Here is a 22,697-nt window from a genome sequence, read left to right as displayed (position 1 = left end):
GCAGTGCGGGAAAACCGGAATCAAGTCCAATTCTAGGGGAGGTACGGGCAGCTCGATCGGTGGGTGGAATGGATCGGATTATCAGCGCCCACCTGAGACTTCGCCAGCGGCGGCTCGGTACGCTTGCGCGGCTGATTTCCACAGCGACTCCGGCAGCGGAATCGGAGTCCGATTTATACCGGCATGAGGAGGGCAGGATAGGGGGATTGCCGCTTAGGATGAGGTACCAAATAGCCCGGCGTCGGGCCGGGAAAAAGTGCATGAGGAGCAGGAGTCAAATGGGGGCTGCCTCCGGTCTGCCGGATGTTCATCCTGCCCTGCCCAGATTCCTCTCGCGGGCCGATGGAAACTGCAGGTTGCTCTTCATCAGGTCCGCGGCCGGGACAGGCCGCGGGTATTTTGCGCGCTCGTGGCTCGGGAACCGCTCCGGCGAAGTACTTGACTGGTCCGGCGGGGGAATTGACGTGGTCCTCGCAGTGGATCACCTGGTGCAACGGCTTCATTCGGATCCCGGGCTGCACCTTGCCGTCATCCTGCCGCCAGCGGCTTCGATCTGGGCTCTGACCTCGCGTACCCCGTGCCTCGTCGCCAATCAAGGGGACCTGTTGTTGAATCTCGCGGAAATCGGGCAGTTTGTTGGCTCGGAAACGCGGGCCGATCAGCCCGATGCACACCGCCTCCACCAATTGACTGGGGGATGGCTGGCGGCCCTGCTCATCCTTTCCGATGATCCGCAGGCCAGCACTCGCGCCCGGCAGAGCATCGCGGGAGGATTGGCCCGCTGGCTGGCTCACCGTGACCCCACCGGGGCTTTGGGCGACGCCGCGTTCTTGCCCCTATTCGACGGGCGCACGGTTGAGGCCTTCTATGGCGAATTTTCCCCGGTGGTGCACACGCTGGAGGATCTCGTCCAGGCGGGTCTGGTGCAGCCCGACGGTCTAGGCGGCTGGATGATGCCGCGGATGGTGCGGCAGATATTGGTGGAACGCGTCGGATTGCGTGGCAGCGGACGTGTTGTGGCTCTGGAAAGAGCTGCCGTCAACGCCATGGCGGCAATCCATGGGGTGGAGGCGGCCGTGGATTCTGCCGTGGCCCATCGGCGTTGGCCGGCGTTGCTGGACCTGTTGCTGGAGCATTGGGTGGATGTTTTCATCGGCAATCCCCGGCAACTGGACATTATTGCGTCAAAGATTCCGCACTTCATTGCGGAACAGACCGAATATATGCGAGTTGGCCTGCGTATTCTCGGTTCGGTGGACAGGCAGTCAATTTCTCTTCGGCCCCCCGGGTTGGAGCCGGACTACGCGACAAACCACACTGCCCAACGCCTGCATCAGGATGCGCTACGGCTGGCTAACAAGCCCAATGCCCACGCACTGACCGTGGGCATGCTGGAGACGGTTAATCTTCGAATGTCGGGGTTGTATATCGAAGCTGGGACTGCTGCGGCACGCTTGCGAGCGACGCTGCATCGGGGACTCGATGCCCAAAGGCTCAATCCGGCGCTGGTGGCATTGACCGAACTCCAAGCAGGAATTTCTCTATATCTAGCGGGTAAAGATTCCGAAGCGCGCCAGGCCTATGAGTCGGGCTTCCACTGGGCACAGATCTCTGGGAAGGCCGTCCTGCTCGCGGACGTGACCGGAAAGTTGGCCCTGCTCAACGTACTGGAAGGTGACAGCGCTGCCGCGGCCCGCTGGTTGGCCGAGCATGATGCCACCATCGGGGATGTTAGCTGTGGCCGGGGCCTGGTGGCCCGCTGTGCAACCATGGCCCGCGCTTATCTGGCGCTGGCTCGCCTCGACTATGAGGGCTTTGAACAGACCATGGATGTGTTGCCTCCGAAGCCGGACCACGACGAATTCTGGCCCGTGCAGGCCCAGCAACTGGCGCTGCAAAAGATCAATGTTGGCAATTTTGAGGCCGCGAAGACGCTGATCTCCTCGCTCCGGGCGGAGCGTCGCTACACGGCGGCCTCCCCGCTGGCCCGGCGGCTGTTCGACGATACGCTGATGCTGGTGGAGATTCTGCAAGGCGGCGTGATGCGCCGTGGAGGCGGAGCCGAAAATAGGGATCCACTGCTCGTGGCGCTCGGCCACCTGTTGAACGGAAATCCCGACGCGGCGCTGGCTGCCCTTGAAGATGTCCCGGTTACCCCGGGTTTGCGGCGCAGGGGGAACCTTGCCCTGTATTTGGATCTCGCCGCACGGAACCCTCAAGGCCTCACTCCAGAGCTGGTGCAACGTTTACAGCGACTGCACCAAGAATCGGGAGTACTTTACGAGCTGTCGATTTTGGGCATGGTTCCCGGGTGGTCCGAGGTCGGGCGTTCGGTGGTACTTGAGCCGGAAGAGTTTCAACGCCTAGGTTATGCGCTGGATCTCGCGCCCGCACCGATGCCCAAGCGACCGGTACTCAGCGCACGCGAACAGGAGGTCCTGAGGCAGCTGCGTGCAGGAATGAGTCGACGACAAATTGCCGAGGCAGGTTACCGGTCCGAAAACACGGTCAAGACCCAAATGCGTAGCCTCTACCGGAAACTGGAGGCTTCGGACATGGAACATGCCCTAGACAACGCGCGGGCATGGGGTCTCTAAGGGTCGAGGGGGGAGTGGCTACAGCTTCTTGCTCATGTCCAATTCGGTACCAATTTGTAGCGCCGCACGTGCGACGGATTCACCAAAGTCCCGACCGGGGGATTCGGTCACACGGCTCAGCGGCACCGCCAAGCAGAGCGTGGCAATCATCTGGTCACGCAGCATGACCGGAGCGCTAACGGAACCCAAGCCCGGGGTGCGGCGCCCCACTGATTCGACCCAGCCATGTTCCGCCACGGATTCCAGCGCCTCGAGATCATGGGTGAGTAGCCGCCCGCTAGACCCGTTGGGCAAGTCCAAGCTTGAGCCCACCGGAAGGGTTGCCTTGAGCTCATGTTGACTGTCCACCGTGATTTGGCAGAATCGTCGATCGCCGCGGCGTATCCATAGTTGACTGGTTTCCCCGGTTTTGTTGCGCAGCTCCGTGAGGATCGGCAAGGCGATCGATTCTAAAGCAGAGCGGACAAAGCGCTGCCCGAGCTTGAAGTTCCCGTCCGCAACGCGACGCAAAAAGCCGTAGTCAACCATGGATAGTGCCAGGCGGTGAACTGTTGAGACCGACAATCCCGTGCGTCTGGCTAATTCGCTGGCCGATGCGGAGGAGTCGTCGAGTGCATCAAGGACCAACGCCACTCGTTCAAGCATGCGATTGCTGGTGGTTGTCGATTCGGTCATGGGGCTTTCTCCTGCTGGTGGGCTGCCGGACGAGCATTTGGCTTGTTGTCGTGAAAGTGTCCTACGTACTGCCCCGGCATCGACATTGGCTGGTGACGTCACTGTTTGTCTGGTTCTTGAGGCAGGTGGTCGCCGGTTTCATTTTTTGGATCCGCCAAACCCTTGCTGTGCCGTGGATCACTTGTTATGGTTTTCCTGCTCACAGAGAAGCGTATCCCATTAGATGGGAAGTCGCTAGGGGCGTCACCGAGAAAAGGGCAATCACCATGACAGAGAATCTTCACCTCCCGGGCAGTACCTTGCCGCTTGACGGGATCCGCGTACTGGAATTGGGCAGCTTCATTGCGGCCCCGTTTGCCGCCCGACTCTTCGGTGACTTCGGTGCCGAAGTCATCAAGATCGAAAAGCCGAACGGCGGTGACGAATTGCGCGACTGGCGGAAAACGCGCGGCACCACCTCGATGCTCTTCCGTACCCTCGGGAGGAATAAGAAATCTGTCGCTTTGGATTTGCGCAGCGAACTCGGTCGGGAGGCGGTGCTGAGCATCGTGGCAAAGACCGACGTGGTCATCGAGAACTTCCGCCCGGGCACTCTAGAAAAGTGGGGTCTTGGTCCCGAAGAGCTGCACGCAGTGAACCCCAATCTGGTCATGGTGCGCATCTCCGGTTACGGACAAACCGGCCCGTACAAAAATCGTGCAGGCTTCGGCAGCTCCGCCGAGTCCTTCGCCGGTCTGCGATACATCACCGGCGAACCGGATCGTCCGGCAGGCCGGGCCGCCGCGAGCGTAGGGGATACCGTTTCCGGACTCTACGGTGTCATCGGCGCCCTCATGTTGATGTTCCAAAAGGCGCAGGGCGTCAAGAGCGAAGGCCCGCAGATTGTTGACGTGGCACTCTACGAGGGGGTTTTCTCCCTACTCGAGTCCTTGGTCCCGGACTACGACGCTTACGGCATGGTCCGCAAGCGCACCGGTGGGGCCTTGCCCGGTGTGGTGCCCACGGGTTCCTACCCGTGCGGGGATGATTTGGAGGTGGTGATTGGCGGTAACTCTAACTCGGTGTTCATTCGCCTCATGAAGGCCATCGACCGCGATGACCTCGCCGATGACAAAACCCTGCTCACGACCGAGGGACGAGGGGCGCGCGAGACCGAACTTAATCGTGCCATCGCCGACTGGACCTCCTCGATGCCGCTGGCCGATGTTCTCACGGCGCTGGACGCCGCCGGTGTGCCCGCCGGGCCCGTTTATGACGCCCCATCGATCGCCAAGGACGAGCATTACCTAGCCCGTGACATGATTCAGACCCACGAGGTGATCATCGATGACGAACCAGAACTGATCCGCTTCCCCGGTGTGGTTCCCAAATTGCCGGGGCACGAGGGCCGCGTCAACTGGATCGGCCCGGAACTCGGCGAACACACCCATGAGGTGCTGGCGGAATTGGCCGGGCTAAGCACGGAGCAAATCAACTCACTGGGTCTCAAGGAGGCCAACTAACATGCGGATCCAGATCACCGACGTCTTCCTGCGCGACGGCTTGCAGGATGAAAACGTCATTGTCGCCACCTCTGACAAGCTGGCCATCGTCGATTCCCTACTTAGCGCCGGCGTGAAGCGGCTGGAGGTCGCTTCCTTCGTGAATCCCGCCCGGGTGCCACAGATGGGGGATGCCGCCGAGGTCCTGTCCGGATTGCCGGTAAGAAATGGGGCGAGCTTCACTTCCCTAGCGCTCAATGGCAAGGGGATCGTGCGTGCTATCGCGGCCGGGGCGACCGACATTCAGGTGGTGACCTCCGCCAGTCAGGCACATAGCAGTGCAAACGCTGGGGCCAGTGTTGAGGAAGCACTCGCCTCCCTCGCCTCCGATGTTGCAGCGCACCCGGGTATCAACTTCTTTGCCGGGATCTCGACCGCGTTTACCTGCCCCTTTGAGGGAGAGATTGATCCGGAGCACCTGTTGCGGGTGGTGCGCGCCTTCAAGGACATGGGCATCACTCAAATCGGCCTGGCCGACACCCTGGGCACCACGCCGACCGCTCGACTCATGGATTCGGTGCGTTACATCCAGGCTGCCGAGCCGGAGCTGACCTACTATCTGCACCTGCACAACGCCCATGGCCAGGCGTTGGACACTGTTGATGCGGCCATAGATGCCGGCATCACCCGCTTCGATAGCGCGTTGGGCGGCTACGGTGGCTGCCCGTTTGCACCGGGTGCCGCGGGCAACTTGGCCACCGAGGAACTTGTTGCCCACCTGCACGCCGCCGGGCACGAGACCGGCATCGACGAAGCGGCACTGAACCGTGCCGTGCAGCTGGGCCGCGACGCGGTGTCCAACTCCGCGGCGCTGCCCGTGAACGCCCTAACCGGGCACTAGAACCTAATACACTCCCATCCACTGCCCGCCGAGATGCCTGAAACAGGCGCCGGTGCGCCCCATCATTCTGCGAGGACGACGATGTCTCAGATTGAAAATTCCGCTTCCACCCTTGCTGCACAACACCCCGAGGAACCCGGCGTACAGCGCAGGGTCGAACCGAGCGTGGGCAAGCTACGCGGCACGCATTTCCCCGGTCCGCGCGGCCCGCGGATCGCCAGTCTTCCGGCAGCACTGTTCCTCGTGCTCGCGCTCATGGTGTTTATCGCCGCGCTCACCGGCAAGCTCCCGGATTCGATGCTCTCGGGTTTTACCGTCACCATCCTGCTCGGTGGGCTGCTGATCTGGATCGGCAACCTCTTCCCGGTGGTACGTGACTACGGGCTGCCCACGGTCTTGTGCACCTTCATCCCCGCGACGCTCATGTCCTTTAACCTGTTGCCGGCGAACCTCGTGGAAGTTGTGGAGAACTTCGTGAAGGGACATGGATTCCTGGACTTCTTTGTCATCACGATCATCGCCGGCTCCATCCTGGGTATGCCTCGAGCCCTGTTGCTGAAGGCCGGACCGCGCTTTGCGGTGCCGCTGGTCGGCTGCCTGGTGGCCACATTTGTGCTGATTGGGTTGCTGGGTGCCGCCACCGGATTCGGTTTTATGGAGGGGATCTTGTTTATTGCCGCCCCGATCATGGCCGGCGGTCTGGGTGTGGGTGCGCTGCCGATGAGCGAGATGTATGCCTCGCGCACCGGCCTGGACTCCTCGACGTTCATGGGCGATTTGATGTCCGCCGTGGTGGTGGCCAACATCGTTTGCATCATCATTGCCGGCATCTACAACGGCCTAGGCAAGAGTCGCAAGCAGTTCTTTGTGGGCTTCAATGGCCACGGAGAGCTGATGCGCATCAAGGGCAAGAAGTCCGAGTTGTCGCTGCCGCCGAAAAACGAGGCTTCCTCATTCATTGCGCTGGGCAAGGGCCTGCTATTCGCCGGCGCGCTGTTCATCTTCGGCCAGCTGGTCGGTTCGTTCCTTGAGGTCTTGCACCCCTATGCCTGGACCATCATTGCTGCGGCCGCCGTGAAGATCTTCGGCTGGCTGCCCAAGGATATTGAAGAATCCACCGCTGACTGGGGTGACATGGTGGGTGCCACCATGGTTCCGGCACTGCTAGTGGGCGTGAGTATCAGCTACATCGACATGGGCGAGGTTGTTACCTCGTTGAGTAACCCGAAGTTCATCGTTCTGACGGTTGCCACGGTGCTGATCGCGACGCTGACCTCCGGCTTCTTGGGGTGGCTCATGAAGTTCAACTTCGTTGAGGCATCCATTACCCCGGGGCTGGTCATGGCCGACACCGGGGGCAGCGGGGATGTCGCGGTGCTCAGTGCGGCGAACCGCATGCACCTGATGCCGTTCGCCGCGCTGACCAACCGACTTGGCGGCGCGCTGGTGCTGTTCGTGACCTCGCTGCTGGTCCCGCTGCTAGCCATCGCTTCCTGATTCCGCCGGAACCGGTGGATGAGGCCGGGCCGCAGTCGATCCCCTGGGTCGGCCGCGGCCCGGCCTCTTGCCGTTTACGTGGCCGGTGGCCCGCAGCAGGGAAATCACCCTGGCGCCCTGCAGCTCCCCGGCGCGCCAGACCCGCCGCGTCCATATCCCTTCGTCCGCGCCGCGAGACCCTGCCCCGGCCGCACGGACGAGGTCGGGCTACGGTAGCGTCGGGGTGCTCATGATGCCGGCGAAGAAACTCGCCAGCTCCGCGTGGGCATCAAGGGGTAGCACGTGAGCCACGTACTGGTCGGGACGGACCACCACAATCGCGCCGTGCTCACGGTTGATGCCGCGGGCCTCGAAGATATCGTTCGCCGCGTCGGCGGTGAAGACCTTCTCGTAGTCGATGAGTCCCAGCGGTGCCTTGCGTGGGAAGAGGAATGCTGGCACATCACCTGGCTCCACCTCGCGGTGTCCCTGCTGCAGCACCGCACGCACGTCGAAGACCGCGTCGTCGTCGGCACCCGCCGGGGTGAAGGTGCGCACCGGGGAGGACGGATCCTGCCCCAAGTAGGTGCTGAATGCGGCCAGACGCGAATCCTTGGCGTCGGGGCGGACGGCGTCGGCGAAGGCGTAGATCCGCCAGCGGCCGTCGGCCAGAGCCTGGTGCCCGAGCTGCAGCGACTTGGCATCGGCAAGCCTGATGACGCCGGAGGAGTGGAAGCGCTCGCCGACCGGGAATCCGGTGGCCAGGTGCTCGTGGGTGTCTTCCCCGGTGATCATGCTCGGGGCGTAGTCGGTGGCGAAGCCCGCGGTGAACCGCCCGCCCTGGGTGAAGATGGACTGGCGTTCGGCGGCGTCCATGCCCCCGGCCTCAGGGTTCGCCGGGTCCTTGGGCTTGGCAGCCATCGCGGTGGACCATTTCAAATCGAAGTCGATCAGCTCCTGGGCGATGACCTGGCGTTCGGCGGAGTAGGTGTCCAGCAGGGATTCTGGGCTGCGGCCTTGCAGCACGGCCGCCAGCTTCCAGCCCAGATTGAAGCCATCCTGCATGGACACATTCATGCCCTGACCGGCCTTGGCACTATGCGTGTGGCAGGCGTCCCCGGCGATGAACACGCGCGGGGTCCGGGTGCCGCGGTCCCCGGGCAACACGTCGTCGAACCGCTCGGCGATGCGCTGGCCCACCTCGTAAACGCTCCACCAGGCGATTTCCTTCACGTCCAGCGTGTAGGGGTGCAGAATCTTTTGTGCGGCCTCGATGACCGAATCGGCGGTGAAACGCCCGCGGGCCTCGCGGTCTCCCGGGTCGATATCGCCCAAGTCGACGTAAAGCCGCACCAGATAGCCGCCCTCGCGCGGGATCAGCAGAATGGATCCGCCGGAGGCCGACTGAATGGCGGACTTCAGGCGGATGTCGGGGAAATCGGTGACGGCCAGCATGTCCATCACACCCCAGGCGTGGTTACGGGCATCCCCCTGCATCTTGATGCCCAGCGAGCGGCGCACGTTCGAGCGCGCGCCCTCGCAGCCCACCGCATACTTTGCCTGCACGGTGATCTCGTTGCCGGGATTCTCGCCGGTGCAGCGCAGTCTTGCGGTGACGGGGTAGTCGCCGGTGTCGGCGATCACCACGTCGATGAGCTCCAGTCCGTAGTCGGGGACCAGCCGGCTGGGGGAGTTGGCCATGTGCTCGAAGAGCATGTCCTGCATGCGGGCCTGGTTCACGATCACGTGAGGGTATTCGGAGAGGCCGTCGGCGACGTCCTGGATCCGTCCGGTGCGCTCGATCCCGTCGCCAGATGCGGGGCCCCAGAAGCTGGTCTCGTTAACCCAGTAGGCCTCGCGCATCAGGGCTTCGGCCAGACCAAAGCCGTTGAACATCTCCACGGTGCGGCAGGCCACCCCGTCAGCGTGGCCCAGCTCGAGGGCTGCTTCGCGGCGTTCGACAACAAGGGTGGAGATGTCCGGGAACTCGGCCAGCTGAGCGGCAAGGACGGAACCGGCGGGGCCGGTGCCGGCGATGAGGACGTCGACCTGGGTGGGCAAGGTCCCTGGGGTGCGGCGTCCGGGAGCTGCGCGGCGGATATCCGGGTCGCCCGGGCGGTAGCCATCTTGGTAGAACTGCATGCTGCTCCTTGAATCTGCTGCGCACCCTGGGGCGGCGATGTGATCTGTTTCATCAACCGTAGGGCCGGCCGTCGTCCCGACACCAAGACATTCTGCACAGCAGAAATCTGGAGCATGGTCCTCGACCAATGCGACCGGTTCCACGGCGGGGAGCATGGATGGGCGGTGCGCCGCGAATTACCAGACAGGGGATGCTCTGGAACGGGACCAGCTTGAAGTGTTGCACCACCCGCGGAAAAGGAGTGGCTGTCCACATGCTTATCGGCACCTGATATCGCGAGGGCGGAGGCCTTCAGTCCCGCCTGGTCGTGGCAAAGTGATCGCGGAAGCTACTCGGCGTTGTATCAAGTTGCCGGGCGAACGCCCGACGGAGCGTTTCGTCGCTTCCGAAGCCACTCAATTGCGCTACCTGCGTCATCGAGTGGCCATCTAGTATCAGGGCGCGGGCCGAGTCGACGCGGACCCGTTCGAGCCAACGTGCCGGTGTCGTGGCCGCCGCGGCTTGGAACAGCCGGTTCAGGTGGCGCACGCTCACCCCGACGGTCGCGGCCATGGATGTGGCGGTATGTTCTTCCGCGGGATTGGCTAGGACCGTCTCCATGAGGGTCCGCAACGCTCCGTTTTGCGCCGGGGGTGTGCTCAAGGCGGTCGAGAACTGGGTTTGCCCGCCGGGCCGGTGCATGAACATCACCAGCTCACGGGCCGTTTCTCGGGCGATTTCCACCCCGAGGTCCTCCTCGACCATGGCCAGGGCCAGATCGATACCGGCGCTGATTCCCGCCGAGGTCAGGTAACGTCCGTCGCGGACATGGATGACGTCGGGTTCGACCGTCACGAGCGGATGACGGGTTGCCAGGGTTTGCGCGTGCCGCCAATGGGTCGTCGCGCGGCGCCCGTCGAGGTATCCCAACTCCGCCAAGACGAAGGCGCCCGTGCACACCGATGCGACCCGTTGCGCGCCGGAGGCAAGCGAAGCGACGGACGAGAGTAGTTCCTCGTTGATGCGGCCCTCCGGGAGTAGCGGTCCGCCGGCGACGAGCAGCGTGTCCACTTCTCCGGCGTCGTCGGCGGTGAGCGTCTGGCCCAGGTCCATCCCCGAGGAGGATACGACCCGCCCGCCCGCCGGCGAGATGAATACGAGGTCATAGTGTTGGCGCGCCGGATCGGCGAGATTGAACACCTCTGCGGGCCCGCTGGCATCGAGCATGGTCATGCCGTCGAAGACGAGGATGCCGATTCTGGTGATCATGTCCGAAATCGAGGGAGAGTGGGCAAAAAAGACATGTCCTCAGCCTAGTCCGTTGGGCCAAAATGGGAAGTACAACATTCGCAGAACACGAAACAGAAGGCGGCAAGCATCCATGACCGAGACCATTGCAGGCATCCGGATCCCAGACAGCAAGATGGCCAAGGACGCCACCGATTTGCTCCGCGAGGCTGCGACCGAACTCGTCTATGACCACTCCCGCAGGGTATTCATCTTCGGTTCACTGCGCGGCCGGGAGCAGGGGCTTCAATACGATCCCGAGCTGCTGTACATCGGGGCGATGTTCCACGATCTCGGGCTCACGGACAAGTACCGCCGAACCGACCAACGCTTCGAGATTGACGCCGCCGATGAGGCTCGTCGCTTCCTGAGTGAACACGGCATCACCGGCGAGGCGGCGGACAAGGTCTGGTCGGGCATCGCGCTGCACACCACCCCGGAAATCCCGCTGCACATGGCACCGGAGATCGCCTTGGTCACCCGCGGCGTCGAACTCGACGTGCTGGGACTCGGCTATGACGCGATCACCGACGAACAGCGCAATGCTGTCGTGGATGCGCACCCGCGCCCGGATTTCAAGAACCAAATCCTGGCGGCTTTCACGAACGGCCTCAAGGACCGCCCCGACACGACCTTCGGCAACGTGAAGGCCGACGTACTGGCGCACTACCTCCCGGGATTCCAGCGCGGCGACTTCGTGGAGGTCATTCGCGGATCGGCCTGGCCCGAGTAGGTCAGCACCCGCGACTCCTGGGGGCGGGGGCGAGGCGTTGTTTGGAGCCTAGACGGTCTGGTCCCACGTTTGAGAGCATGAAGCGGGCTGAGTATGCGCTAAGAGTTGCCAACTTCCCGTTCTGAGCTGTGGTGGCAACGAGAGAAATGTTTGAACTTAAATTACTTGAAGGCTCAACCATTTTAGGTGTATGCTGATCGCATGACTACTGCAGCCGACCGCCCCCCGGTACTCTTCCTCTCCCACGGTGCCCCGCCGCTTGCCGACGACGCCACCTGGACCGCCGAGTTGGCGGCATGGTCCGACACCATGGAAAAGCCCAAGGACATCCTGATGATTTCCGCTCACTGGGAAAATGCTCCCGTGTCGCTCAGTGCCACGCGCCAGAAGCAGGAACTTGTCTACGACTTCTGGGGCTTCCCGCAGCACTACTACGACGTGCGCTACGACGCGCCGATGGCACCGGAACTGGCCGACGAGGTCGCCCGATTAACGGGAAACCACGGCCATCATGTCGAACGCGACGAGACCCGCGGCCTTGACCACGGAGCTTACGTCCCGCTGAAGGAAATGTTCCCCGACGCGGATGTTCCGGTGGTGCAGATGTCGATGCCCACACTGGATCCGCAGGGCCTCTTCGCCCTGGGCCAGTCGCTGGCACCACTGCGCGATCGCGGCACCATGATTATCGGCTCCGGCTTCACCACGCACAATCTGCGCTGGTTCAACCCTGCGGGCGGCCCCGATTCAGCACCGCCGGCCGCCTCCAGCGAATTTGATCACTGGGCCGAGGAAGCGCTGGGTCGCGGGGATGTGGATTCGATCCTCGATTTCCTGCACAAGGCCCCGGCCGCCCGCGAGGCGCACCCGCGTTCCGAGCACTGGGCACCGCTTTACGTTGCACTGGGTGCGGCTTATGCCTCCGGTGGCATTGAGGCCAAGACCGCCATCGACGGTTTCTGGTTCGGGCTTTCCAAGCGCTCCTGGTCACTGACTTAAAAAACGAGAAGGAGTCGTGGGGAGCTCGCTCAGAGATCTCGTCGCATGATCAGCCGCGGCATCCGGCTGGCCACCGCGTCGGTGGTGCCGATGACGCGGAAGCCCACCCGCTCGAACATTGTCCGGGTTCCGACGAAGGCCATCGTGGTGTCCATCCTGCCGTCCGGATCCACGGGGTGCGCCTCGATGGCCGGCGCCCCACGGGAGGCCGCGTAGGCGATGGCACCCTCGAGCAGCTGCTCGGTGACGCCCTGCCTGCGGTAACCGCTGCGCACCACCACGCAAATGATGCTCCACACCGGAACCGCATCCACGGGCCGGATCAACTTGGAGACCACCAGTCGCGGGATCTCGGCGCGAGGGCCGATGCTGCACCATCCGACGGGCTCGCCGTTGCGGTAGGTGAGAACCCCGGGTGGGTTTTCCCGATCGCAGAGTTTGCGCATGGCCGTTTCGCGGCTGCGTCCGCCGAGCTCCTCGATGTCCTTGACACCCAGTCGGTGTGACAGGCACCAGCAGTGGGTATCTCGTCGAGTCGGATTGATGACATCGCCGAAATCCTCAAAACGATCTGGGGTGACCGGATGGCATTCCCAATGGCTGTCTTGCGCGGCGTTGGACATGGTATCAATTCTGCCCCGTGCACCCCGTGCCCGACCAGAGCTGGCTGGGCGCTTAACCTGCCGTAAGAATGGAATGAACCGGCCGTCGACACCGTTGGAACCGGCATGACTATCATCGGAATCATCGGAGCAGGACACATCGGATCCCAGGTTGCACGCAAGGCCGTAGAGCTGGGATATGACGTGGTCATCGGCAATTCGCGCGGACCAGAAACGCTCGCGGACCTGGTGGCCGAACTCGGACCGAAGGCGCGGGCCGCCACGGCCTCCGAGGCCGGGGCAGCGGGCGACTTCGCAGTGGTCACCATTCCGCTGGGTAACTACAAGGACCTTCCCGTCGAGGAGCTGTCCGGCAAGATCGTGATCGACACGATCAACTACTACTGGGAGCGCGACGGGCACATCGCGGCACTGGATGCCGGTGAAACCACCACCTCCAGCCTGGTTCAGGAATACCTGAAGGACTCGAAGGTGGCCAAGGGCTTTAACCACATCGGCGCGGCGGAAATCACCACGACGGGGACGCCAACCGGCACCGAAAATCGCCGTGCCTTAGCCACCGCGAGCGACCACGAGGACGCCGCGGCGCTGATCACCCGGCTTTACGACGAATTCGGATTCGACACAGTTAACATCGGCCCGCTGGCCGAGAGCTGGCGGGTGGAACGCGACCGCCCGGCCTATGGGCCGCGCCAAAACGTTGAGGAACTGACGAATAATCTGGCCAAGGCTCCGCGGACCATCTAGCAGTCTCCCCGGCGGCGCTATGGCGGGATCGTGCATCGGGGTTCGCGTGCGAGCCCCGATAGCATCCCGTCGCGGGAAAGGAGCAGGTGCTCACGATTCGATCGTGAGCACCTGCTCCTTTCAGGATGTTTCTTGTTGGTGTTTTCGAGCCTAGACGCCGAGCCGATCGGCATCGAATTTCGGTGCCGTGCTTCGAGCAGCCCTGCTGTGACGCACGTGCTGGATGCCGGTGATCACCAAGGTAATGGCCAACAGTCCGTACAGCACCATGGTGACCGGGCTGTCGATCAGGATCGACAGATTGCCTTCCGAGACAGTCAGTGCGCGTCGCAATTCCGTCTCGGCCAGCGGGCCAAGAATGACCGCGATCAGTACCGGGGCGAGCGGGAACTTGTAGCGGCGCATCATGAAGCCCAGCAGGCCCACGCCCAACAGGATCCACAGGTCGATGATCGAGGAACTGATCGCGTAGACACCCAGTACCGAGAGCACCGCGATGCCCGCGTAGAGGTAGTGCCGGGGGATGAGCAGCAGCTTGGCCCAGAGCACCGCGAACTGCATATTCAAGACCAGCAGGACAACCAGACCAATGAACAGTGACGCGAGCAACGTCCAGACCATCGGACCGCTGCGTTCGAACAGCAACGGGCCCGGCTGCATCCCATACTGCTGGAAAGCAGCCAACATGATGGCAGCCGTTGCCGAGGTAGGCAGGCCGAGAGCAAGAAGCGCTCCCATGGCGGTGCCGGCCGTGGCATTAGCCGCGGCTTCCGGGGCAGCAACGCCACGGATCGACCCGGTGCTACCAAAATCGGTGTCGCCGTTGCGGGCAGCGAGCTTCTTTTCCAGGCCATAGGCCATGAACGTGGGAACCTCGGAACCGCCGGCGGGAATAACGCCGAAGGGAACGCCGAATGCGGTGCCACGCAACCAAGCGGGCATGGCCCTACGGATGTCGCTGAGCTCCAGCCGCGGGCGGCCCTTGGATTCAATGCGGACGGCGGTCCCGTCGCGGTGGATACGTGAGGCGATATGCAGGACTTCACCCAGTGCCAGCAACCCGACGGTGATCACCACGATGGACATGCCGTCGAAGAGCTGCGGCATACCGAGGGTGAAGCGGGGCGTACCGGAGGGGCCGTCGACGCCGACCAGGGCAAGGACTAGACCGATGCCCAGGGACATCAGGCCCTTGACCACGGAATCGGAGACCACCGAGGAAATAGCGAGGAAAGCGAAGACCGCGAGCGCGAAGTATTCGGCGGGACCGAATGCCGTTGCCATCTTCACGAGCACCGGGGCGAAGAAAACGACCACCGTGGTGGCAATGAGACCACCGATGAAGGCTCCCATGGCCGCGGTGGCCAGGGCCTTCGCCGCTCTGCCATCAAGTGCCATGCGATGGCCCTCGAAGGTGGAGGCGATGGCGGATGAATTGCCTGGTGTATTAAGCAGAATCCCGGAGGTCGAATCCCCGAAAAGACCACCAAAGTAGACGCCGGCAAACATGATGAATGCCGCGGTCGGATCAAGAGAAAAAGTAATGGGAAGCAGCAATGCGACGGCCATGGCCGAACCGAGCCCGGGCAAAACGCCCACGGCCGTTCCGAGGATCGCACCGATCACCACCCACATGAGATTTATGGGCGTTAGGGCCTGCGAGAAGCCCTCCATGAGCAGGGAAATAGAATCCATGTCAGATCAGTCCTTCCAGGAAACCGGAGGGCAGGTTGAGGCCGAGCCCGGCATTAAAGGCCAGCTGAATGACCGAGGAGAAGAGAATGGCGACGCTGAGGTCGAATAACGGACGTCGGCTTCCCAATGCGCGGCAGATGACCCAGAACAGGCCGGCTGCACTGAGGATCCAGCCCAGTACGGGCAGTGCCAGGATGAACGCGGCAATTGCTCCCACGGTCATGCCCAGTGTCTTCCAGTCCGAGTAGGCCTTCCGCTTTCCGGTGGCCGATGGCGTAGTAGTTGCCCCATAGATGGAGCTACGCTCCGTGTCGGCGAGGTCGCCGAGCAAGTCGGTGGAGAAATCGGCGTTCTGCCCTTCGCTTTCCTCCTGAGGGAAGCGACGAGTGCGAAGGATCTGCACCGTGTGGATGGCCGCCACGACGAACAAAAGCACGCAGACGATGGTGGGGAAGAACTGCGGTCCCGGAATACTGGTGCCCATCACGTCCATGGTCGCAGTTCCGTAAGTCAGGAAGCCGGCCAGTGCGAAGACCAGGGCTGGGACGATTAGCTCGCTTCGGCCCGACCAGAAGCTGGTGATACGCACCGGGTAGTCCTCTGCGCTCCGCACGGTGGCGGTGGCGTCATTGGTGGTTTTCACAGTCCAAGCCCTTCCACGATTTCCTTGGTCACGGCGACCTCGGAGTCAATGAATTCTTCAAATTCGCCACCGGTCATGAAACTGTCCGTCCAGCTGTTGCGTTCCAGCGCACCCTGCCAGTGTTCGGTCTGGCGAAATTCGGTAACGATGTCCACAAATTCCTGCTTTTGCTCCTCGGTGATGCCCGGAGCTGCGGCGACACCGCGCCAGTTGGCCATCGCCGCGTCAACGCCTTGTTCCTTGAAGGTCGGGATATCCACACCGGGCAGGCGCTCTTCCGAGGAAATTGCCAGGGCGCGCAGGCTGCCGGATTCGATTTGATCGGCTACTTCGTTGTAGCCCGACATCCCGCCGACGGTCGTTCCGGAAAGCATCGAGGTCAGTGCCTCGCCGCCACCGGAATACGCGATGTAGTTGGTTTTGATCGGATCAATGCCGATCTTTTGTGCCACCAAGCCGGTCAGTAGGTGGTCGATGGACCCCAGCGAGCCACCGGAGATTGATGTTCCTCCGGGATTCGCCTTCCATCGCTCGGTGAAGTCATCGAGGGTTTTGAATTCAGATTTGGCGGGAACTACCAGCACCGCGTAGTCATCGGCGAGCCGGGCAATGGGAACGATGTCCTCGAAGGTCGTCTCGGAATTGGAGAGCTCAATGGCGCCGACCATGACTCCGCCGGTGACCATCAACATGTCGTGACGGCCTTCCATCTGGACAAATTGACTCAAGCCGATGGTTCCACCGGCACCCGGCACGTTGACGACCTGGGCGTTGTTAACGACGCTGCCGGACTTCATGGCCTGCTGCGACTCGCGGGCAAAACCGTCCCACCCGCCGCCGGGGGCTGCCGGAGCCATGAGGACGAGCTTTGACCGTGCGGTCGACTCACCACCACTTGCTGCCGCATTGACCAGGGCCAGACCTGCCACGACGGCGACAACGGCACCGTATAGGGTCTTCTTGATTATGCTCTTGCTCATTTTCATCCGTAATCTCATGGGTGGTGGACCGGGTGTCATTGGCAGGTCCCTCGACCACTAAGGTGTCAGAGTGGTGATGCAAAGCACAGCGAAAATGTGCTTTAGGTCATAAGAACAATAAAGAAAACAAAGTTAACGAGAAATCGAAGGGGCTCGAATCGACGTGCTTTCCCTATCAAAACACCGCAGGCGGGCACAGTTGCTGGCAATGCAGCTGGGAATCGTGCTGGGGCTGATGGGCGCGGTGTCCGTCGTGATCCTGGTCTTCGAGGACCATCGAACCCAGGAGGTCGCCTTCGATCGGGTGTACACGGTGGCGGTGCAAATCGCGGCCCAAGAGGCGGTTCAATCGCATTTGGGCAGCCCCGAGGCCACGGAGGTGATCGCACCGATCGCGGATCTTGCGACGTCGGTTTCCGGTGTCCAGTTCGTCACGGTGGCGAACCTGGCAGGGATTCGCGTGGCTCACCCGGATCCGGAGCGCATCGGGGAGAAGGTGTCATCGGATCACGACCCGGTGCGAGCCGGGGAATCGTTCCGCGGCACAGAGGTTGGGCCACAGGGTGTGACGCTGCGGGCCAAGGAACCGGTGTGGTTTGAGGGGAAAATCGTCGGGACCGTCTCCGTGGGGATTCTGCAGAGCGAGATCCGTGGGGAACTGCTGGAAATCGTTGGAGATGTCGCCCCCTGGATCCTGGGTGCTGCGGCGCTGGGAACGATTGCTTCGGCGCTGACGGCCCGTGTTGTCCGCCGGCGGATCTATGGGGTGGAGCCCGAGGCTGTCGCGGGCTTGCTGCAGTCGCAGCAGGCGCTGCTGTTCAGTGTGCACGATGGTGTTCTGGGCGTTGATACCCAGGGTAGATTGACCCTGGTCAATGACGAGGCTCGGCGATTGCTGGGGCTTGAAGGTGAGGTTCTGGGTGCCAGGGCCGCGGACGTGCTCGATCCGAACGTCCATGCGCAGCTCAGTAGCGAAGCCCCGGAAGCCGAGCAAACCCAGTATGTCCTCTCGGGGGAACGCATTCTGGTGGCAACCCGTCGCGAGGCACTGGCTGGGGGTAAATCGCTGGGTCGAACATTGACCCTTCAGGACCGGACCGAATTAGAATCGACCCTGCGCGAATTGAAGGGTCAGCGAAGTCTTGCCGACGCCTTGAGTTCGCAGGCCCATGAATTCGCCAACCGCTTGCACGTCCTTTCGGGTTATCTGTCGTTTGGCGAGCCGGGGGAGGCTGCCGCCTATCTGGAGCGAATCAGCGGAGCCGCCCGTGGCGTCGACGCGGGGGTGCTGAAGGATCCCGCGCTCTCGGGTCTTGTTGGCGCCAATGCGGCGGGGGCCCGCGAAGCAGGGGTTCGGCTGCTGGTGGATCCGGAGTCCGAGACCGAGCCGGAGTGGCGGGCCGACGAGGACACCCTGACGGTGGTGGGAAACCTGCTCAGTAACGCGATCGAGGCCGCAGGTGATGGCGGAGCGGTGCGGCTACTGTTGAGTGCCGGGCCGGAGCGTTTGATGATTTGTGTGGAAGACAGTGGGCCGGGCATTGCCTCGGATGCCGTTGCTGAGATCTTTCGTCGCGGGGTGAGTAGCAAGGCCGGTGTCGGCCGCGGCATTGGGCTGGCACTGGTTGACCGGGTCATTCGGCGACGTGCAGGTACGGTGTCGGTGGCCACCGGGGAGCTGGGCGGGGCCAAAATTACCGTGGAATGGAATTGGTCCGCAGCCAGCATGTTGCCGGGTCATCGAGCTGAGGAACAGGCATGATTAGGACATTGATAGTCGACGACGATCCGGATATTGCACTCCTCCACTCCCGCTATGTGGGTGCGTTGGATGGGTTTGTGGTGGCGGGCGTGCTGGACCGCGGCGGACCGGTGCTGGCTTTCCTTGAGGAGGGCCGAGTCGACCTGATCCTGCTCGATGTGCACCTGCCCGATATGGACGGCCTGCAGGTGCTGGAAGATCTGCGTGGCAGCGGGTACAACACGGGCGTCATTATGATCACCGCCGCCAGTGAGCGCGATACCGTGCGCTTCGCTGTGGGCCGCGGCGTTGATGATTACCTCGTCAAACCCTTTACCGTGAGTGACTTCAACCGCAGACTCGAAGCGTTTCGAACCTCCAAGGCCGAGGCCGCGGAGCGCAGTGGTCCGACGCTTGACCAGGGAGACATTGACTCCATGCTCCGCGCCGGGGGCCCGGACAAGCGCCGCGAGGATCGTTCGACGGGAACTGCCGAGCGAGAGGACGCGCCGTTGCCCAAGGGGTTCTCTCAACCGACGGTCCAGTTGGTGGGCCAGGCGCTGCGCGAGGCATTGAAGGCGGGTGATGCCGGGGATCTCTCGGCCAGCGAGATCTCCGAAATCTGTGGAATCTCGCGAGTCAGCGCTCGGAGATACCTGGAGATGATGACCGGGCGCGGGATGACCGAACTGCGTGCGAAGTATGGCGCCCCGGGACGTCCGGAACACCGCTACCGCTGGATCGGCTCGGGAGTGCGCCCGCAAAAGTAAGTCCGGATGAAATTTGGAGGGGTAGCGCTCTTTGTATATTTGTGTATACACTCGTATCCAGAAGGCTCCGAGCGGGGTCCGGACAGGGAGATGCACGATGGGCAGCACAGCAACTGAAGTAGGCGCCGCAAACGTGGCCGACGTAATCGTCGTTGGCGGCGGCAACGCCGCATTCACCGCGGCCCACGCTGCAACCGAGCGCGGCCGCAAGGTGCTGCTGCTCGAGAAGGCACCGCGCGAACTCTTTGGCGGCAACAGCTACTACACCGCCGGTGCCACCCGCATCGCCCACAACGGCATCGAGGACCTGAGCGACTTCATCGAAGCCGACGAGCGCCACGCCGTTTCCGAGGTCCCGCCGTACTCCGCCGCCGATTATGCGGCCGACCTCAAGAAGGTCACCGAGGGACGCAACGACCCGGAGCTGACCGAGGTTTTGGTCAACGAGGCCGCACCGGGCTTGCGCTGGCTCCAGGGCCTGGGCTTGAAGTACCGCCTGATGTACGAGCGCCAAGCCTACGAACGCGAGGACGGCACCTTCCTCTTCTGGGGTGGCCTGCATGTCGGAAACGTCGGCGGCGGCGAGGGCCTGATGGCCGACCACGTCGCTGTTGCCGAGAAGCTCGGCACCGAGGTCCGCTACGGACAAGATGTCTTTGACATCATTCTCGAAAATGGCGTTGCCAAGGGCGTTAAGGTCCGCGGCGAGGACGGAAGCGTGCAGGAACTGCGCGCCGAGTCCGTCATCCTGGCGGCCGGAGGCTTCGAATCGAACCCGGAAATGCGCCGCGAACACCTCGGCGAGGGCTGGCAGAACGCCAAGATCCGTGGCACCGCCTTCAACCATGGCGAGATGATCACCGCCGGCTTGGCCGCCGGCGCGGTCAAGGGCGGCGACTGGGGAACCTGCCACTCCGTGCAGTGGGATGCCTTCACCGCAAAAAACGAGTCAAATCGTGAACTGACCAACCGACTGACTCGCCAGAGCTACCCGTTGGGCATCATCGTGAACAACCGTGGCGAGCGTTTCCTGGACGAGGGCGCGGATTTCCGCAACCTTACCTATGCCAAGTACGGACGGGTCATCTTGCAGCAGCCGGATTCCGTCGCCTACCAGGTCTTTGACGCCTCGCTGCGCCCCCTGCTGCGTGCAGAAGAGTACGAGATGCCCGGTATCTCCGAGGTCATCGCCGACACCATTGAGGAACTGGCGGACAAGCTGGGCGTGGACGCCGCCGCCCTGTCCAAGACCGTCAGTGATTTCAACGGCTCCATCGACACCTCGATCACCTACGATCCGAACGTGCTCGATGGCCGCGCTGCCAAGGTGAGTCCGCCGAAGAGTAACTGGGCCATGCCGCTGGAGACGGGCCCGTTCTACGCCTACCCGGTCACCTGTGGCATCACCTTCACCTTCGGCGGGCTGAAGTCCGACACCCACGGACGGGTGCTGAACGAGAACGGCGAGCACATCGACGGGCTGTACGTCTGCGGCGAAATGCTCGGCGGCCTCTTCTCCGCGAACTACCCCGGTGGCTCCGGGCTGGCCGCCGGAGTCGTGTTCGGGCGCCGTGCCGGTACGCTGGCCTAGGCAAGAAATTACGACGGAGCCCCCAGGAATGGGGGCGGAGGTGGGTTCAGATGGCGGCAAAGGTTGATTCGGAGACGATCCATGCCGAACTGCGTGCCGAAATATTGCATGGCTCCCACCGTCCGGGCACCGCGTTTAAGGAAGTAGCCCTGGCCTCACGCTTCGGTGTTTCGCGTACCCCGGTGCGCGAGGCGTTGGGCAGGTTGGCGCAGGAGGGATTGCTTGAACGCGGGACCCGAGGTCTCCAGGTCCGGGACATCACCCCGGAACAGCTCATGCAGGTCTACGACCTGAGGATATTGCTCGAAGGGCAGGCCGCGCTGGAAGCGGCTGCGGCCCGCACCGAGATGGACCTCATTCGGCTCGAGGGTCTGGTCGAACGCGATCGAGCTTTGTCGGAGCCCGATGATCGGACACGCCTGAGGACCAACATCGATTTTCATTCGGCACTTTGGAGTGCTGCACACAATCCGATTCTGAAGGATCTGCTGGACCGCCTGGCCACACACCAGATTCATGCGCCGTCCTCGACGCTATCGATCGGTTCCAGGTGGGGCGAGTCGCTGGATGAGCATGCCAACATCGTTCAGGCGATCCGCAGCCGCGACGGTTCCGCGGCGCAGGAACTCATGAGTCAACACATGAGCGAGGCTCGCAGGATCCGGCTGTCGCTTTTTGGACAGATCGGACTGCCCAACGGCTAAGAATCGCGGCGCCGTGACGGCGTCCCTCATGCGACAACACAGCGGTCCCGGACCAGCGCATTAGCGCTAGTCCGGGACCGCTGTGTTGTTGGGGTGCGCCCAAGGGTGGCACTAGCTGGCAGACCAGCCGCCATCCATGGTGTAGCTGGAACCGGTCACCATGGCCGCCTCATCGCTGGCCAACCAGGCGACCAGCGAGGCCACTTCCTCCGGCTCGATCAGCCGCTTGATGGCGCTTTCGGTCAGCATGATCTTGGTCAACACCTCGGTTTCTCCGATGCCGTGGACTCGGGCCTGGTCCGTCAGCTGCTTTTCTACCAGAGGGGTCCGCACGTAGCCGGGGTTAACGCAATTGCTGGTCACCCCGAACTCGCCACCTTCCAGCGCCGTGACCTTTGAGAGCCCCTCGAGCCCATGCTTGGCGGTGACGTAGGCGGATTTAAACGCCGAGGCACGCAGCCCGTGCACCGAGGAGACATTGATGATCCGGCCGAACCCCTGCGCATACATCTTCGGCAAGGCCGCCCGGATCAGCAGGAAGGGAACTTCCACCATGAGGGTCAAGATCCGACGGAAATCTTCCGGGTCAAAGTCCTGAATCGGGCTCACATGCTGGATTCCGGCATTGTTGACCAAGATGTCCACCCCGTCGAGTTCTTCGGCTAAGCGCTCGTCGGTCACGGCGGCCGGATCCAGCAAATCGACGGCCCAGCTTGAGCCACCGACCTCCGCGGCCACCGCCTCGGCGCCTGATTGATCCCTATCCGCGACGATGACGTGCGCGCCGCGGGCCGCCAGTGCGTGCACCACGGCCAAACCGATGCCGCTGGCACCTCCGGTGACCAGGGCCCGCCGCCCCGCCAACGGCTGTGGGGACGCTGCTCTCATCCGTGGGGTTTGCTGCTGGGTCATGAACTGTTCCTTACGTGGTG

The 22,697-nt window shown here is 62.8% G+C and carries 19 protein-coding genes; 11 read left to right on the top strand and 8 right to left on the bottom strand.

The window, feature by feature from the left end; all coding sequences use genetic code 11:
- Positions 1–260 precede the first annotated feature (260 nt).
- Positions 261–2,597, top strand: coding sequence for a helix-turn-helix transcriptional regulator (locus tag HED64_RS04820; protein ID WP_168150912.1), 2,337 nt, complete (start codon positions 261–263; stop codon positions 2,595–2,597).
- 18 nt (positions 2,598–2,615) lie between these two features.
- Here HED64_RS04820 and HED64_RS04815 read toward each other — a convergent pair whose 3' ends face one another.
- Positions 2,616–3,272: an IclR family transcriptional regulator gene (locus HED64_RS04815; protein ID WP_245325625.1), complete on the bottom strand. Its 657-nt coding sequence runs from the start codon at positions 3,270–3,272 to the stop codon at positions 2,616–2,618.
- 266 nt (positions 3,273–3,538) lie between these two features.
- Between HED64_RS04815 and HED64_RS04810 the strand changes: the two genes are divergently transcribed.
- The 3 genes from HED64_RS04810 (at position 3,539) to HED64_RS04800 (ending at position 7,151) form a co-directional block, all read left to right on the top strand.
- The gene (locus tag HED64_RS04810) at positions 3,539–4,774 is read left to right on the top strand and encodes a CaiB/BaiF CoA transferase family protein (RefSeq protein ID WP_168150911.1); all 1,236 of its coding nucleotides are present in this window, start codon (positions 3,539–3,541) and stop codon (positions 4,772–4,774) included.
- Between the two features lies 1 nt (position 4,775).
- Positions 4,776–5,654: a hydroxymethylglutaryl-CoA lyase gene (locus HED64_RS04805; protein ID WP_168150910.1), complete on the top strand. Its 879-nt coding sequence runs from the start codon at positions 4,776–4,778 to the stop codon at positions 5,652–5,654.
- 81 nt (positions 5,655–5,735) lie between these two features.
- Positions 5,736–7,151 carry a 2-hydroxycarboxylate transporter family protein gene (locus HED64_RS04800; RefSeq protein WP_168150909.1) on the top strand — a complete coding sequence of 472 codons (1,416 nt, stop codon included), beginning with the start codon at positions 5,736–5,738 and terminating at the stop codon, positions 7,149–7,151.
- Between the two features lie 207 nt (positions 7,152–7,358).
- Here HED64_RS04800 and HED64_RS04795 read toward each other — a convergent pair whose 3' ends face one another.
- Entirely contained in the window at positions 7,359–9,272 is a 1,914-nt protein-coding gene (locus HED64_RS04795) for an FAD-binding monooxygenase (protein WP_168150908.1), read from the bottom strand.
- A 292-nt stretch (positions 9,273–9,564) separates the two neighbouring features.
- Positions 9,565–10,521 carry a GlxA family transcriptional regulator gene (locus HED64_RS04790; RefSeq protein WP_168150907.1) on the bottom strand — a complete coding sequence of 319 codons (957 nt, stop codon included), beginning with the start codon at positions 10,519–10,521 and terminating at the stop codon, positions 9,565–9,567.
- Positions 10,522–10,633: 112 nt separating this feature from the next.
- Here HED64_RS04790 and HED64_RS04785 point away from each other — a divergent pair, with 112 nt between their 5' ends.
- Both HED64_RS04785 and HED64_RS04780 read left to right on the top strand, forming a co-directional pair.
- Positions 10,634–11,272, top strand: coding sequence for an HD domain-containing protein (locus HED64_RS04785; RefSeq protein WP_168150906.1), 639 nt, complete (start codon positions 10,634–10,636; stop codon positions 11,270–11,272).
- A 201-nt stretch (positions 11,273–11,473) separates the two neighbouring features.
- Complete coding sequence (locus tag HED64_RS04780) at positions 11,474–12,271, top strand: dioxygenase family protein (RefSeq protein ID WP_168150905.1); 798 nt, start codon at positions 11,474–11,476, stop codon at positions 12,269–12,271.
- A 29-nt stretch (positions 12,272–12,300) separates the two neighbouring features.
- On the opposite strand, the gene HED64_RS04775 is transcribed toward HED64_RS04780, so the two are convergent.
- Complete coding sequence (locus HED64_RS04775; RefSeq protein ID WP_168150904.1) at positions 12,301–12,894, bottom strand: GNAT family N-acetyltransferase; 594 nt, start codon at positions 12,892–12,894, stop codon at positions 12,301–12,303.
- Positions 12,895–12,999: 105 nt separating this feature from the next.
- Between HED64_RS04775 and HED64_RS04770 the strand changes: the two genes are divergently transcribed.
- On the top strand, positions 13,000–13,641 hold the full coding sequence (locus tag HED64_RS04770) for an NADPH-dependent F420 reductase (RefSeq protein ID WP_168150903.1): 642 nt from the start codon (positions 13,000–13,002) through the stop codon (positions 13,639–13,641).
- 150 nt (positions 13,642–13,791) lie between these two features.
- Here the strand turns inward: HED64_RS04770 and HED64_RS04765 are convergent, their stop codons facing one another.
- From HED64_RS04765 to HED64_RS04755, 3 genes are read right to left on the bottom strand one after another with little or no spacing between them, the layout of a single operon-like run.
- Positions 13,792–15,336, bottom strand: coding sequence for a tripartite tricarboxylate transporter permease (locus HED64_RS04765; RefSeq protein WP_168150902.1), 1,545 nt, complete (start codon positions 15,334–15,336; stop codon positions 13,792–13,794).
- Between the two features lies 1 nt (position 15,337).
- A complete protein-coding gene (locus HED64_RS04760; RefSeq protein WP_210149204.1) occupies positions 15,338–15,979 on the bottom strand; it encodes a tripartite tricarboxylate transporter TctB family protein in 642 nt (213 codons plus the stop codon).
- Positions 15,976–16,959 carry a Bug family tripartite tricarboxylate transporter substrate binding protein gene (locus HED64_RS04755; protein ID WP_168150901.1) on the bottom strand — a complete coding sequence of 328 codons (984 nt, stop codon included), beginning with the start codon at positions 16,957–16,959 and terminating at the stop codon, positions 15,976–15,978. The genes HED64_RS04760 and HED64_RS04755 overlap by 4 nt, the downstream gene beginning before the upstream one ends.
- A gap of 163 nt (positions 16,960–17,122) precedes the next feature.
- Between HED64_RS04755 and HED64_RS04750 the strand changes: the two genes are divergently transcribed.
- The 4 genes from HED64_RS04750 to HED64_RS04735 all read left to right on the top strand — a co-directional run bounded on the left by HED64_RS04750 (position 17,123) and on the right by HED64_RS04735 (position 21,765).
- Positions 17,123–18,721, top strand: coding sequence for an ATP-binding protein (locus tag HED64_RS04750; RefSeq protein ID WP_168150900.1), 1,599 nt, complete (start codon positions 17,123–17,125; stop codon positions 18,719–18,721).
- The gene (locus HED64_RS04745; RefSeq protein ID WP_168150899.1) at positions 18,718–19,470 is read left to right on the top strand and encodes a response regulator; all 753 of its coding nucleotides are present in this window, start codon (positions 18,718–18,720) and stop codon (positions 19,468–19,470) included. Before HED64_RS04750 ends, HED64_RS04745 begins: the two co-directional genes overlap by 4 nt.
- Before the next feature lie 97 nt (positions 19,471–19,567).
- On the top strand, positions 19,568–21,061 hold the full coding sequence (gene tcuA, locus HED64_RS04740; protein WP_168150898.1) for an FAD-dependent tricarballylate dehydrogenase TcuA: 1,494 nt from the start codon (positions 19,568–19,570) through the stop codon (positions 21,059–21,061).
- A 50-nt stretch (positions 21,062–21,111) separates the two neighbouring features.
- On the top strand, positions 21,112–21,765 hold the full coding sequence (locus HED64_RS04735; RefSeq protein ID WP_168150897.1) for a GntR family transcriptional regulator: 654 nt from the start codon (positions 21,112–21,114) through the stop codon (positions 21,763–21,765).
- A 111-nt stretch (positions 21,766–21,876) separates the two neighbouring features.
- On the opposite strand, the gene HED64_RS04730 is transcribed toward HED64_RS04735, so the two are convergent.
- Entirely contained in the window at positions 21,877–22,677 is an 801-nt protein-coding gene (locus HED64_RS04730; RefSeq protein ID WP_245325624.1) for a 3-hydroxybutyrate dehydrogenase, read from the bottom strand.
- Positions 22,678–22,697 lie beyond the last annotated feature (20 nt).

Source organism: Paeniglutamicibacter terrestris (assembly GCF_012271785.1).
Taxonomy (GTDB): Bacteria; Actinomycetota; Actinomycetes; order Actinomycetales; family Micrococcaceae; genus Paeniglutamicibacter; species Paeniglutamicibacter terrestris.
This window is presented reverse-complemented; position numbering and strand designations above follow the sequence as displayed.